The following is a 14721-nucleotide window of genomic DNA, read 5'->3' as shown; positions in this document are numbered from 1 at the left end:
TAGAAGCTTTTTCTATATTTGGTAAAAACCAATAAAAAAATAATACTATGTTAACTCTTTTACAAACAGACCCTTATGATGGGGTTGATGCAATGTCGGGTGCAGCAGCTGCAGGACTGGGAATAGGCACTATGATTTTCAGTTTACTGATTTACATTTTTTATGGATATTGTATGTATAAAATATTTCAGAAGGCTGGAAGGGAAGATGCCTGGGCAGCTTTTATTCCCATCTATAATATTATCGTACTGCTGGATATTGTTAAAAAACCTATATGGTGGTTTATTTTGTTTTTAATTCCTTTTGTGAACTTATTTGCATCATGGGTAGTGAACGATAGATTGGCGAAGGCTTTCGGTAAAGAAACTCCGGTTTATACCATTCTTTTGTTCTTCTTTGGATTTATTTTTGTGCCGGTTCTTGCTTTTAGCAGTGATAAATATGACAGTAACAGAATTCCGAATGATTAAAAAACAATAAAAATTTTGTAAAGGCTCCAGAAATGGAGCCTTTTTTCGTATAAAATAAAAAATTACTGCTGTTTTGTCAGATGAAAAATATATAATATCCTTATGTAGAGATATAAATTGTTAAAACCATAACATAAAAGGTTTTTTGTGATAAAACTTTTTCTTTGGTATTGTTATTTATGTTAAAAATAAAAAATTAACATTTATTAAGATTTTATTATTTTTGCTCAATTTTATAACCATGATGAAAATTTTAATTTTGGCGGCCCTGTCTACAGCCTCTGTATATTTTGCCCAAACCTATCCGGTTTCTGATATTCCAGAAAACTTAAAGAAAAATGCAGATGTTGTGATTAGAAAGGATTTTACAACAGCTCACATTAATAAAATTGATGAAATAAAATACCAGCATAATACAGTAATCACAGTTTTAAACAAAGATGGCGATTCTAAAGCACAGGTTTATATTCCCTATCAAAAGGGAGACGATATTTCTGATGTGAAAGTTACCGTGTATGATGAATCCGGAAAGAAAGTAAAAAGCTTTTCAAAATCAGATTTTGGCGACTTTGCCAACAATACGCAAGGTGTATTTTATTCAGATAGCAGGATATTAGCATTGCCCTATACTTCCGCTTATTATCCGTATACAATTGATTTTTCTTATCAGATCATCAATGAGAATACTATTTTTATTCCTGATTTTATGCCGTTTTCTTCTCCCAACACAGCTTTGGAAGCAGCAGAATTCAAAGTGATTAATAAATCCGGGATTGATCTTAAAACTAAAACCTATCCTTCAAAATATAACTATGCTTCAGTGTCAGTAGCTGATAACGGTAATGAAAAGACCTATTCCTATAAAAATGTTCCGGCAATAGATGATGCCCTTATGCTGCCTCAGCCCGAAAAGATCTTGCCTAAAGTAAGTTTTACTCTGACGAAATTTAATCTGGAAGGTAACCTGGGAACATTGAGCAGCTGGGCAGATTTTGGAACATGGTATTATGCTAACCTGGTAGAACCTGTTTCTGCATCTACTCCGGCCATTAAAGCTGAAGTGGCTGCTTTGAAATTAGAGGGGTCAACGGAGGAAAAAGTGAAAAAGATTTACCAGCACATGCAGTCGAAAACCAGATACATATTTGTTGGGTTGGGAATCGGAGGATGGCTGCCAATGCTGCCGGATGAAGTTCAGAAGAAAGGATACGGAGACTGTAAAGGGCTTACCAATTACATGAAAACCTTATTGAATGAAGCTGGAATTCCTTCTCATTACTGTGTAGTCAATTCCGGCTCGTCACAGGTGTCTTTTGATCCGGACTTTCCATCCATGGGTGGGAATCATGCAATTCTGATGGTACCTACGGAAAAAGGAAATATCTGGCTGGAAAATACCTCTCAGCAGATTGCTTTTAACCATTTGAGTTACAGTACTGCAGATAGAAACGTCCTTGCTGTCACCAAAAAAGGGATCGAACTTATCAATACACCTGCATATACAGCCGAACAGAACAGAGAAAAGCAGATTTTGAAAATTAACCTTACAGAAGACAACAGCATCAACGGGGAAATCCAGTTTGCCTATACCGGAAGTCAGTATGATAATAATTTGTCTTACGCTTATTTATCGCCGAAGCAAAGAACTGATGCGATGAAAGCGAGATTTGATGTTCTGAACTTTGAAAAAGTTGAAATGAAAGACTTTGTGAATGATAAAGACAATGCAGTGATAAAATTCAATATAGATTTCAAAGCGAATAATTACTCCAAAAATACTGGAACGAACCTGATTTTCAGAGCTGTGCCTATTTTTACCAACAATTATTATAAATCAGATGAGAACCGTGAACTTCCATTTGAGATAGGGCAGTCTTTCCAGGATGAATACGAAATTGATTTTATCATTCCTAAAAATTATAAAATTGACGAAGTTCCGGAAAATATGGCCATCAATTCTGAATTCGGAACCTATAAACTGAATATTGTAAAAAACGGTGAGTCGCTGAAAGTAACACGATTTATTAAAATTAACAAAGGAATATTTCCGAAAGAAAAATACAACGACTATGTGAGTTTCCGAAAAAAGACTCTAAATATGGATAATTCCAAAATCTTACTAACTAAAATCTAACCATGAAAAAAATAATACTAACAGCGTTTTGCTTCGGAACTTTGATTCACATAAACGGGCAGAAGCATGAGTTTCTTAATCCTCCGAAATTCGACAATGCCGATCTGTCCAAAACAAAATCAACGCTGGATGAAAATGCACCGGCAGAAATTTTATATAAATCAGTACATTTTGATATTGATACCTCTACAGGAGATCTTAGGAAAAAGGTTTTTTACAGAGTGAAGATCTATGATAAAGATAAAGCCGAAGATTGGTTGAACCTTGAAATTCCGCTACACAAAAGTACTGGTGGCTATGAAGAGATTTTAAACAAAATGAAAGCTTTTGTATATAACCTGGAAAACGGAACTGCAGCTGCTACGAAAGTAGATAAAAGTTCAAAATACAAGAGCAAGGAAAGCAAATATACAACCATTACGAAATTTGCTTTTCCCAATGTGAAAAACGGATCGGTTATAGAATATCAGTATGAAGTTTTGTCACCATTTTTATATTCAGTTCCGCAGATTGTAATAGAGTCTGATGCTCCTTCTCTGTATACGGAATATATTCTGGACAGTCCTTCACATATAGCTTATAATGTAAATTATACAGGTTCATTGTCTCCAAAATATAGAATAGTGGAAGAAAAGACAATGTACGGAATGCCTTTTAAAACCTATAGATTCGGGTATGAAAATCTGAAAGGATTCAAAACTGAGAAGTTTGTTAAAAATGACAGGAATTACCGTACAAAAGTAAGTGCGGAACTTCATTCCACTAATTTTAGAGAACTGAAAATGCACTCCTCGTCGTGGGAAGAAATCAAAGAGAAGCTGTATAAAGACGAAGATTTTGGTGAAGAGCTGAAAAAAACGAAACTGGTTAAAGAAAATGTGGCCTCAATTATTTCAGGTCTAAATTCCGATACTGAAAAAGCCGATGCTATTTTTAATTATGTAAAAAATACATTCACCTGGAATAAAGACAGAGGAATTTATACGGAAGACGGAATAAAGAAACTGATAGAAACCAAAACCGGAAATGCTGCAGAAATAAACCTTTTGCTTGTCATGATGCTTAGAGAAGCAGGACTGAAAGCAGATCCTCTTGTTATTTCCACCGTAGACAACGGTTTGATCAATCTGACTTCCCCCAGCATAGTCGGGATGAATTTTGTTATTGCAACTGTTAAAATAAAAGACGGTCTTAATCTCTATGATGCCACTTCAAAACAGTCGTCTATGAATAATCTTCCTCCAAGAGACTGGAATCAGTATGGGGTTCTCATGGCGAAAGATAAAGCACTGCTGATGCAGATGGGAAATACCACTACAAGCTTCAATTACCTTACTGCAGAAGCAAAAATAAATGAAGACGGCAGTATTTCCGGGACATATTCCGACAAGGATACCGGTTCATATGCTATGTTTGCCAAGGAAAGCTATGACGAAAATGCTGAAAAATATAAAAAGCAGTATAAAGAAAACTTCTCAATAGATTTTGTTGGAATTGATACCAAAACTCTCGAAAACGGGGATTTTGAAAGCACAATGAAATTCTCCTCAGACAACCTGATCGATAAGATAGGGAAGAAGATGATCATCAATCCAATGCTTTTTTTGAGCAAAAATTCTAATGAATTTGACCAGGCCGAGGAAAGAAAATATCCAATTGATTTTATCTCTTCAATTACTAAAGTGAAGAAAGTAATCCTGGAAATACCGGAAGGCTATGTCATAGAAGCAATGCCTAAAAGTAAAAAGATAGTTACAGAAGATAAAGAAATTGAATACAGCTATATTGCAGAGCAGAAGGGTAATAAGCTTGAAATAATCTCCACTACAAAAATTGCAAGTCCGGATTATCCTAAAGAATATTATCCTGCATTCAAACAGATTTGGGGAACCGCCTCAAAAAGTGAGAACCAAGTGATAAGCCTGATCAAAAAATCATAGAAGAACATTTCTTCAGACCGATTATTAGATCAAATAAAAATAATTTTACAAAACCATTCATTTTTGAATGGTTTTTGCATTCACATCCAAAAGATATAATTATGAAAAACACCATTGCCATTCTGGCAGTTTCTTCCCTTCTCGCTTTTTCAGCCTGTAAAAAAGGAGAAAACACAACATTACCTGATAAAACAGAAGCTTCCCAACCGGAAAAGTTCATCGTAGATTCCGTGAAAGTGAGTGACTCCTCAAAGATTGCAGATTCATTAACCATAGCCTTCGCCTCTAAACTGCTCGTTTTTCCAACGCTGAAAGACAAACAATTGCTGGACAGTATCTATTTTCAAAATAAGGGAATCAGGGATTTCTCTAAAAAAGGATTGCAGGCTTTTCTGGATAATGAGAAAAACAAATATTTCAATTCTGTAAAAAGTGACAGTAAAGACTGGCTTTCAGATATTTCCTACGCCCAGAAATGGTATACAAATACCCATATGAACTTGGTTTCAACTGATAATGATTATATGCATATTGGATATGTATGGAGTTCCTATGAAGGGGGTGCTCATGATAATTACGGATTTTCAGAAAGGATTTTCGACCTTAAAAGCAATAAAAAACTGGAACTTAAAGATATTACTTCAATGCCGAAAGCCCAGCTTGAAGCTATATTGATGAAGAATATTAATAAAGTACATAGCGGGACAACAGACAATGAAGGAGAAGTGAAGAATTCTGACATGCTGCTGGTAGAAGTTATTCCTGCAACAGATAATTTCTACTTTGATCAGAAAAACCTTTATTTCCATTACAGTCCATATGAAATTACTGCGTTTGCAGCCGGAGATATCGTCATTCCTGTGTCCTGGGAAGAGCTGAAAGGAACACTGAATGCAGAATTCAAAGAAAGAATGAAAATAAAGTAAATTAATGCTTCCGGATCTGGAAGCATTTTCTATTTTTGCGGTAATGGAAAAAGTAGCTTTTATCATTAATCCCTTTTCGGCCAAAAAAAATTATCAGCCGTTTCTTGACGAACTTGAAAAGAAGGTAGAGAACCCTTTATATTACATCTCCGAATCTATTCCGGCGACAGATGATTTTATCAGGGCAAATTTTGATCATATTGATATTTTTGTAGCCATTGGAGGAGACGGAACAATCTCCACCGTGGCAAGAAATCTTATTAATACAGATAAGATTCTTGCAATTTTTCCAGCCGGATCTGGTAACGGCTTTTCCAATGAGACTAAATTCAGCAAAAATCTTGATGAGCTTTTAGAAAAAATTAAAACCAGAGCATCCAGAAAGATCGATACCTTTACCGTTAATGACAGACTGTCTATCAATGTTTCGGGAACCGGTTTTGACGGAAAAGTGGTGAAAGAATTCGAAAAAACCAATCGCGGATTCAAAAACTATATCAAAGTATCCCTGAAGACATTTTTCAATTATAGACCTATTAAGGTTAAATTCTTTGATGAAGCCTATCAGCAGTACAATGGGAAATACCTGATGCTGAATATAGCCAATACACGACAGTTTGGAAACAATGCTTATATTGCTCCCAAAGCAAGTAAAAGTGATGGATTGGTAGATATGGTGCTGGTGAAAAAATTCCCACTGACCTATTCTGCTCTTTTTGCCTTCAGGATGTTTACCAAAAGGCTGAAAGATGATGAGTATGTAACATATCTTCCTGTTTCGGAAATTTCATTTAAAGTAACCACCAAAAACTGGCACCTTGATGGTGAGTTTAATAAGATAAAATCACCTATTCACGTGAAAGTTTTACCAGCCAGCCTGAATATTTTGATTTAATTATTCAGTTATAGAGAAGAGCAAGTCTGTGAAATAACCTTAAAAGAATAAGAAGATTAATTACTTAAAATCAGACCTCCAGTTTTTTTTCAATTTCATTCGGATGATTCAGGCAATACTGCAGCTGGGTTTTATCTAGTTGCTTCTCCCAGTTTGCCACAACTACCGTAGCTACAGAATTTCCAACCACATTCGTTAAAGCCCTGCATTCACTCATGAATTTATCGATTCCCAGAATAAGAGTCATTCCTGCAATTGGTATTTCTGGAACTACAGCCAGTGTTGCTGCCAATGTCACAAATCCTGCCCCAGTAACACCTGCGGCACCTTTTGAACTTAACATCGCTACCAAAAGCAGTATCAGCTGTTTTTCCAACGGAAGATGAATATTCAGAGCCTGGGCTATAAATAGAGAAGCCAGGGTCATATAAATGTTTGTTCCGTCCAGATTGAAAGAATATCCTGTAGGCACTACAAGTCCTACGATCGCCCTTGAACAGCCTGCTTTTTCCAGTTTTTCCATAATTCCGGGAAGTGCTGATTCAGAAGAACTGGTTCCTAAAACCAACAGTAGTTCCTCTTTAAGGTAGAACATCAGCTTGAAAATACTGAATCCATTATACCTGGCCACTGCTCCCAAAATAATGACAACGAAAAGAATAGATGTAATATAAAAGGTTCCTACTAAAAATATTAGGTTCAGGACAGAATGAAGGCCATATTTTCCAATTGTAAATGCCATAGCACCGAAAGCACCGATTGGGGCCAGCTTCATCAGCATATGAACAATTTTAAAAACTGGAGTAGAAAGATCCTGTAGGAAATCAGTTACTTTCCGACTTTTTTCTTTAGTCAGAACCAAGGCGACACCCATTAGAATAGCTACCAGAAGAACCTGAAGTATATTTTCTCCTACCAACGGACTGAAAAGCGTTTCAGGAATGATATTCATGATGAAGCCTGTCAGGGTAGTGTCGTGAGCTTTCTGCTGATATTGCGAAACATCGCCTGATAGAGTAGCAGGATCGATATTTAAGCCATGTCCGGGCTGTAAAATATTTCCTACAATCAATCCGATAATCAGGGCTAAGGTTGAAAATGTAAAGAAATAAATCATTGCCTTTACCGCAATACGTCCGACTTTTTTGAGATCAGTCATATGAGCAATCCCTAAAGTAAGGGTAATGAAGATTACCGGAGCAATGATCATTTTTACCAGTTTGATAAATCCGTCACCGAGTGGTTTCATTTTTTCACCCAGCTCAGGATAGAATCTTCCCAGAAGTATACCTGCTGCTATCGCGATAATGACCTGAAAATAAAGCTGCTGATAGAATTTTTTAGCTTTCAAAGGATTTTTTTTAGATTTTGAACGCGGAAAATTAAGAATTTTTATCTTAAAACATGACGAAAGTCAGTAAATTAATAATTTTAAGAGAAGGGTAAATGAGAAGGAAAGACAAGATTGAGATTCTAAAACTTTTAAAGTCATTTTTTATAAAAATGCTTCGACTCTGCTCAGCATGACAACATTAATGCAAACTGTGTCATGCTGAGCGGAGTCGAAACATCTATAATATTATTACAAAATTATTCTACCGCAACAGAATCATCCCCGCGACCGTCTGCCACAGCATGGATGTTTCCATTATCGTCCATCAGAATCAGTTCTGTTTTTCCGATGTATTTTATTTTTTCAATCACGTAATTTTTACTTTTAAGCGCTGCAATCGTACTTTCAGGGAAATTATTTTCTACCGTAATTTTTTCAGGAAGCCACTGATGATGGAATTTCGGCGCATTTACGGAAATATTGGCATTCAGTTTAAAATCTACCACATTAACGATAGACTGATAAACTGAAGTAGGAATTGTTGTTCCGCCTGGTGTTCCCACCACCATATATGGTTTTCCATTTTTGAGCAGGATAGTAGGAGTCATAGAGGAAAGCATTCTTTTATTGGGCTGTATAGAATTAGCCTCTCCGCCTACGGCTCCGAACATATTTGGAACCCCTGGTTTAATAGAGAAATCATCCATTTCGTTATTTAAAAAGAAACCTGCACCTGAAACCACCACCTTACTTCCGTAATATCCGTTAAGTGTGGTCGTTACAGAAGCGGCGTTTCCGTCTTTATCTATAACAGAAATATGGGTAGTCTGGGTGGATTCTTTTGGCTGACTGATGATTTTTCCAACTTCTGAGCTTGGTGTAGCTTTACTGAAGCTGAAGCTTTTCCATCTGTTTTTTAAATATGTATCAGAAGTCAGATAAGGGGTTTTGTCCTCAATGAAATCCGGATCGCCCATATATTCTGCTCTGTCTGCAAAAGCTCTTCTTTCCGCTTCTGTCATGATCTGTACAGCTTCCGTTGAATTTTGTTGGTACTTTTCCAGATTTTCGTATCCGGCCATAGTCAGCATTTGGGCAAGCAATACACCACCGCTGGAAGGAAGTGGCATGGTAACCACGCGGGTTCCTTTATAATCGAATTCCAAAGGCTTTCTTTCTGCCGTTTTATAATTTTTGAGATCTTCCAAAGTAATAATTCCGTTGCCTTTTTTCATTTCGGAAACCATAAGCTCGGCTGTTTTACCTTCATAAAATCCTTTTTCACCTTGTTTCTGAATTAATTTCAGTGTTGCAGCCAGTTCTTTCTGAACTAAAATATCACCGGCTTTCCAGGGAGTATCTTTTACAAAAGCAATAGAGGATTTGTTATGTTTCTGGAAATTTTCTTTGTGAGTATTCAGCATATTGGCCTCCATTTCTGTAATGGCAAATCCTTTTTCCGCGAGATCAATAGCAGGCTGAATGATTTTATCCATAGGAAGCTTACAGTATTTTAAGGTCGCAAAAAATCCGGAGATACTTCCCGGTACCCCTACTGCCAGTCTTCCGTATTGGGAAAGATCTGTATCCGCCTTTCCGTTTTTATCAACGTACATGTCCTTAGACGCTTTTTTCGGAGCTGTTTCTCTATAATCCAGGGTAAATTTTTCACCATTATTTTTAACACCTACTAAAAATCCGCCACCACCGATGTTTCCGGCCTGAGGATAAACTACGGCAAGAGCGTATTGAGTAGCTACAACCGCATCGTAAGCATTTCCGCCCATCTTCATCACTTCAGCTCCTGCTTCGCTGGCAAGAGGGTGTGCAGAAACCACTACACCCTTATTCTTTACTTTTACCTCCTTTATAATATTGAAATCGGTAAACTGAGCAGATGAAAAATTAAATGCCATAAATAAGGCAGCAAGAAATATTCGCTTCATAAGATTATGTTTAAGACAAAAGTAGATAATTTTAAAGAAACTGACCTTTCTTTAATGGGTGTTTATCATTAGATCAGCCCAATAGGAAGTAAACTATTTTACGAATTGTATATTTGATATGTAAAAAATCAATTGTTTTGATTTAATTTATTTAAATATTGTTATTTTTTTAATTATTTTTTAAAGAAATCTTTATTTTGTTGTTTTTAATGTATTTTTATAAGATAAATTGCCACTTAAAAAATACATATGAATAAAAATTACCAAAAAATTGCTTTGCTTGGAGTATTATTTTTTATTTCAGCAAATGCCACTGCCCAAACTGATTCCATAAAGACCAATCAGGTGGATGAAGTAAAGATCACTATTGGCTCACGAAATAAGGCAAGGGTTGCTACCGATACTCCGGTGCCGGTAGATGTTATTAATATTGGTTCTCAGTCTGTTTTAAGTCCTCAGATGGATCTTAATCAGATTTTGAATTATGCAGCCCCTTCTTTTACATCTAATTCTACAACGGTAGCAGATGGGACGGATCATGTGGATCCTGCCCAGCTAAGAGGGCTTGGCCCGGATCAGGTATTGGTTCTGCTTAATGGAAAAAGGAGACATACCTCTTCTTTGGTGAATATCAACGGTTCGCCGGGAAGAGGTTCTGTAGGCACCGATCTTAATGCTATTCCTGCATTTGCTATTGAGAGGCTGGAAGTGCTAAGAGACGGAGCTTCTGCACAATACGGCTCTGATGCCATTGCAGGGGTGATTAATGTCATTATGAAGAAAAACACCAATGCTTTTACAGCCGCCATTACAGCAGGAGCTTTTAATTCTAAAGGATCTAATGACCATCATGGAGGATGGGACGGTGGAAAATACCAGATAGATCTTAATTACGGGACTAAAATCGGGACTAATGGATTTATCAATTTCACGGCAAGTTTATTAAGCAGAGATGATACCAGAAGGGCTATGGCGGCAACCGGTGATATTTTTAATGCCTATAATGCCATTGAACAAAGAGCGCTGGAGCAAGGAGTTAATATTTCTTCTCTGTTTGGAAACATTACCAATACCCCGAATAGCCAGCAGATTATAGATTATATTCATCAGTATGCCCCTTCGGTAGGTTACTTTACAGCACAGCAGCAGGCAGACATTCAGTCTGCGAACACGATCACACAATTGCAGAATTTGTTGAAGGTTAATGTTACTGAAAATGAATTGGCTTACAGGAAATTAACCAGAGATGATTTTAATATGCGGGTAGGACAGTCAAAATTGATGTCCGGTCAGTTTTTTATGAACTCTGAATTTGATCTTTCATCATCTGTGAAGGGATATGCTTTTGGAGGAATTTCTTACAGAGATGGTAATGCAGCGGGCTTTTTCAGGAGACCCAATCAAAACAGAACGTCTACGGCCTTATACCCGAACGGTTTCTTACCGGAAATAGCCTCTGATGTTATTGACCTTTCTTTTGCAGGCGGATTTAAAGGGAAATTAGGAAATGTCAACTATGACATCAGTAATACCTTTGGACAGAATACTTTCGATTACACTATTAAGAATACGGCCAATGCGTCCATGGCTTATCCCGGTAAAACAGAATTTGATGCAGGAGGATTGAGCTTTATGCAAAATACGATCAATGCAGATTTCGATACAAAATTTGACTGGCTGAAAGGTTTTAATGTAGCCTTCGGAGGTGAAGCAAGATTTGAACGGTATAAAATAGAAAACGGAGAAGAGGCGTCATGGGCGCTTTATGATATCAATGGAAGAATTCAGACTCCATCAACAGATCCTAAGTTAAAACCTACAGATTTTTTTGGAGTCTATACTCCGCAATCGTTACCAGGTGACCCCTTTGTGCCTGCAAGCATGACCAGTACCAGACCGGGCGGATCACAAGTTTTCCCCGGTTTTAGACCTGAAAATGCTTTAAATGAAGGAAGACGTTCCGTAGCGGCTTATGTGGATACCGAACTGGATGTTACGGATAAGTGGCTTTTGAGTGCTGCTTTGCGGTATGAAAACTATTCAGATTTCGGCTCTACTTTCAATTATAAAATAGCAACACGGTATAAACTGACCAATCAGATTAATATAAGAGCAGCCCATTCCACCGGATTCAGAGCTCCTTCTTTGCAGCAGATTTATTTCAATGCTACAGCAACCCAATTTGTAGGAGGGACAGCATTTGAAGTAGGGACATTTTCAAATGATTCAGAAGCTGCCAGGCTCCTGGGGATTCCACAATTGAAACAGGAAGAATCAACAAGTTATTCTGCAGGGTTTACCGCAAAAATTCCGCAAGCCAATCTTACCTTTACCGTTGATGGGTATTATATTAAAATTAAGAACAGGGTGGTTCTTACCGATCAGTTTTCAAGACCTTCAGGAATTCATTTGCCGGGAAGTGATCTCGGAATTGTGCAGGATGCTTTTGATAGAGCTAATGCTAATGCTGCTACGTTCTTTGCCAATGCTATAGATACCCAGACTAAAGGTATTGAAGGAGTAATTTCTCATAGAGCAAAGTTTTCGGAAGGAATTTCTTTGAACTCGGATTTGGCAGTTACAGTATCCAAAACCAACAGGATAGGAAATATTCATGGTTCTGATATTTTGATTAAAGCAGGGCAGGTCAACCGTTATTACTCGGAATCGAGTAGGATTTATCTTGAAGAGGCTGTGCCAAGATTTAAAGCTTCTCTTAATAATGCTTTGGAAATTAGCAGGTTTAATGTGCTTTTGAGAAATGTGTATTTTGGAGAGGTTACAGATCCGAATACGATGGATGCTGATGGAGATGGTATTGTAAGTGGAGAAATCATCAATGGGCAGGCTGTTGCTACAGAGCATCCTGTTTGGGGTGGGAAGGTAATTACAGATTTATCGGTAGGATACAAATTCAGTGACAGTTTCAGGCTGACCATTGGAGCCAATAACTTATTTGATATTTATCCGGATAAAAATTACGGGCCAACTGCGGTGAAAGTGCCTGCTCTGGATAGTTCCGGTAATTTGACTTACGTTAATGCTGCTCCTATAGATCTTACCAATCAGAATCAGTTCATTTACTCCAGAAATACATCCCAGTTCGGGATGAATGGAAGATTTCTTTTTGCAAGGGTTAATCTGAGCTTTTAGGAATTTCTGTTCAGTTATTATGAAAAAGGTATGTTTATGCATACCTTTTTTATTTTGGTTGCTATGATTTTTTTACTTTTGTAGAATTCTAAAAAATATGTAAAATGGAATCCTATACGGAAAGAATATTAATTACGGGTGCTCTGGGACAAATTGGCACCGAACTGACGAACAGACTTGTTGAAATTCACGGAGCTGATAATGTAGTAGCATCAGGACTGGACAGATGGCAAAAGGGAATTACTGCTGCCGGACACTATGAAAGAATGGATGTTACCAATACACAACTGGTAAGACAGGTCATTAAAGACTATGAGATTACAACAGTCTATCATTTAGCATCGCTTTTGTCAGGAACTTCAGAAAAGCAGCCAATTTTTGCATGGAAACTGAATCTTGAACCTCTTCTTCATTTTTGCGAAATGGCGAAAGAGGGCCTTCTTAAAAAGATCTTCTGGCCAAGCTCAATTGCTGTATTCGGAAAAGGAATCCCAAAACAAAATGTAGGGCAGGATGTGGTTTTGAACCCTACAACGGTTTATGGAATCTCTAAAATGGCAGGAGAAAAATGGTGCGAATACTATTTCGACAAGTATGGAGTAGATGTAAGAAGTATAAGGTATCCGGGGCTTATTTCGTGGAAGACTCCTGCAGGAGGCGGTACAACAGACTATGCCGTTGAGATCTTTTACGAAGCAATAGAAGAGGGGAAATATACAAGTTTCATTTCCGAAAATACAGGAATGCCAATGTTATATATGGATGATGCGATTAACGCAACATTGAAATTAATGGAAGCTCCGAAGGAAAGTCTTACCGTTCATTCGTCTTATAATTTAGGAGGAATGTCATTTACACCGAAAGAACTGTCGGAAGAAATCAAGAAAGAAATTCCTGGTTTTTCTATCGATTATCAACCGGATTTCAGACAGGCAATTGCAGATTCATGGCCGGCTTCAATTGATGATTCCATAGCAAAAAAAGACTGGGGATTAACCTATGATTTCGGAATTTCTGAAATGACGAAGGATATGATCAAGAATCTTAAAGTGAAATTGAATAAAAATTAATCACTTAAAGTTTATGTTTAAATAAATGTTATTTTAACATCTGATTATTAATTAATTATATATATTATCTAAAATTTAATTTAAATGGTTTTATTGACTTTCAACATCCTAAATATTGAAGCTGAGGCGAAAAACAGTTCAGAAATTTCTGATGTGGAAAGGCTGAAAATTACAGAAGACAATACAAAAGCTATTCTTCGGATTTTAGATATTCATGACATTAAAGCAAGTTTTTTTGTGGAGATTTCTATCGCTGAAAAACTTCAGAACTTAATAAAAGCAATTTCATCGAAAGGGCATGAAATTGCTTTTTATAATTTGAATTCCAATCTTCAGGAAATTGAGAATATTAAAAAAAGTATTCAGGATTTTCTTGAGAAGCAGGTTCGAGGAATCAGGCAGAAAGACTTCAAGCTTCCCCAGCATGATCTGAAATCTCTGGAGTTTAATTATGTTTCCAATATTGATAATGCAGATATCCTTTTTCCATTCAAAAGGCTGAAAAGAGATACGGAGATTACTGAAGAAGACGGACTGAGTATTGTTCCTGAAAGCATCTCGCCATACAGCCAGCTGCCCTATAATGATTTTGTGTTTCAAATTCTGCCGATGAGTTATTACCAGAGCATGGTTTTTGAAACCCTTAAGAATGATGATTTTGTACTGATCTATCTTAATTCCTGGCAGTTCACCGATTTTAAAAAGTACAGATTTGATATTCCGTTTTACAGAAGCCTGTTTTCGGGCAAAAAAATGGAGGACAAACTGGATGCCCTCCTTACCTGGATTAACGAAAAAGAACTTGCTACTTCCCGTATGAAAGATTATATTTTTTAGGTGGCAGGGGACAGGTA

10 protein-coding genes are annotated in these 14721 nt (G+C 37.0%); 8 read left to right on the top strand and 2 right to left on the bottom strand.

Features of this window, described 5'->3' with window-relative positions; all coding sequences use genetic code 11:
• Nucleotides 1–47: 47 nt before the first annotated feature.
• The 5 genes from J2T03_RS06500 to J2T03_RS06480 all read left to right on the top strand — a co-directional run bounded on the left by J2T03_RS06500 (nt 48) and on the right by J2T03_RS06480 (nt 6365).
• Nucleotides 48–470, top strand: a complete 423-nt coding sequence (locus tag J2T03_RS06500; RefSeq protein ID WP_306845639.1) for a DUF5684 domain-containing protein — start codon at nt 48–50, stop codon at nt 468–470.
• 241 nt (nt 471–711) lie between these two features.
• Complete coding sequence (locus tag J2T03_RS06495; protein ID WP_307210138.1) at nt 712–2604, top strand: DUF3857 domain-containing protein; 1893 nt, start codon at nt 712–714, stop codon at nt 2602–2604.
• A gap of 2 nt (nt 2605–2606) precedes the next feature.
• Nucleotides 2607–4544, top strand: coding sequence for a transglutaminase-like domain-containing protein (locus J2T03_RS06490; RefSeq protein WP_307210136.1), 1938 nt, complete (start codon nt 2607–2609; stop codon nt 4542–4544).
• A 101-nt stretch (nt 4545–4645) separates the two neighbouring features.
• Nucleotides 4646–5470, top strand: coding sequence for an RsiV family protein (locus J2T03_RS06485; RefSeq protein WP_307210135.1), 825 nt, complete (start codon nt 4646–4648; stop codon nt 5468–5470).
• Nucleotides 5471–5513: 43 nt separating this feature from the next.
• Nucleotides 5514–6365 carry a diacylglycerol/lipid kinase family protein gene (locus J2T03_RS06480; RefSeq protein ID WP_306845909.1) on the top strand — a complete coding sequence of 284 codons (852 nt, stop codon included), beginning with the start codon at nt 5514–5516 and terminating at the stop codon, nt 6363–6365.
• A gap of 70 nt (nt 6366–6435) precedes the next feature.
• On the opposite strand, the gene J2T03_RS06475 is transcribed toward J2T03_RS06480, so the two are convergent.
• Nucleotides 6436–7716: a dicarboxylate/amino acid:cation symporter gene (locus J2T03_RS06475; protein ID WP_306845644.1), complete on the bottom strand. Its 1281-nt coding sequence runs from the start codon at nt 7714–7716 to the stop codon at nt 6436–6438.
• Nucleotides 7717–7955: 239 nt separating this feature from the next.
• A complete protein-coding gene (ggt, locus tag J2T03_RS06470) occupies nt 7956–9644 on the bottom strand; it encodes a gamma-glutamyltransferase (protein ID WP_306845646.1) in 1689 nt (562 codons plus the stop codon).
• Nucleotides 9645–9893: 249 nt separating this feature from the next.
• On the opposite strand from ggt, the gene J2T03_RS06465 reads away from it, so the two are divergent.
• From J2T03_RS06465 to J2T03_RS06455, 3 genes are all read left to right on the top strand, one after another.
• Nucleotides 9894–12797 carry a TonB-dependent receptor plug domain-containing protein gene (locus J2T03_RS06465; protein ID WP_307210133.1) on the top strand — a complete coding sequence of 968 codons (2904 nt, stop codon included), beginning with the start codon at nt 9894–9896 and terminating at the stop codon, nt 12795–12797.
• Nucleotides 12798–12901: 104 nt separating this feature from the next.
• On the top strand, nt 12902–13867 hold the full coding sequence (locus J2T03_RS06460) for an NAD-dependent epimerase/dehydratase family protein (protein ID WP_307210132.1): 966 nt from the start codon (nt 12902–12904) through the stop codon (nt 13865–13867).
• A gap of 84 nt (nt 13868–13951) precedes the next feature.
• Nucleotides 13952–14704, top strand: coding sequence for a polysaccharide deacetylase family protein (locus J2T03_RS06455; RefSeq protein WP_307210131.1), 753 nt, complete (start codon nt 13952–13954; stop codon nt 14702–14704).
• Nucleotides 14705–14721: the final 17 nt, after the last annotated feature.

The organism is Chryseobacterium lathyri (assembly GCF_030812195.1).
Classification (GTDB): Bacteria; Bacteroidota; Bacteroidia; order Flavobacteriales; family Weeksellaceae; genus Chryseobacterium; species Chryseobacterium lathyri_A.
Note: the sequence above shows the minus strand (reverse complement) of the source record. Positions and strands in the feature narration are given on the sequence as shown.

Coding starts and splice junctions, on each gene's coding strand:
- J2T03_RS06480 (WP_306845909.1), top strand. CDS start 5,514: ATGGAAAAAGTAGCTTTTATCATTAATCCCTTTTCGGCCAAAAAAAAT.
- J2T03_RS06500 (WP_306845639.1), top strand. CDS start 48: ATGTTAACTCTTTTACAAACAGACCCTTATGATGGGGTTGATGCAATG.
- J2T03_RS06460 (WP_307210132.1), top strand. CDS start 12,902: ATGGAATCCTATACGGAAAGAATATTAATTACGGGTGCTCTGGGACAA.
- ggt (WP_306845646.1), bottom strand. CDS start 9,644: ATGAAGCGAATATTTCTTGCTGCCTTATTTATGGCATTTAATTTTTCA.
- J2T03_RS06455 (WP_307210131.1), top strand. CDS start 13,952: ATGGTTTTATTGACTTTCAACATCCTAAATATTGAAGCTGAGGCGAAA.
- J2T03_RS06465 (WP_307210133.1), top strand. CDS start 9,894: ATGAATAAAAATTACCAAAAAATTGCTTTGCTTGGAGTATTATTTTTT.
- J2T03_RS06485 (WP_307210135.1), top strand. CDS start 4,646: ATGAAAAACACCATTGCCATTCTGGCAGTTTCTTCCCTTCTCGCTTTT.
- J2T03_RS06490 (WP_307210136.1), top strand. CDS start 2,607: ATGAAAAAAATAATACTAACAGCGTTTTGCTTCGGAACTTTGATTCAC.
- J2T03_RS06495 (WP_307210138.1), top strand. CDS start 712: ATGATGAAAATTTTAATTTTGGCGGCCCTGTCTACAGCCTCTGTATAT.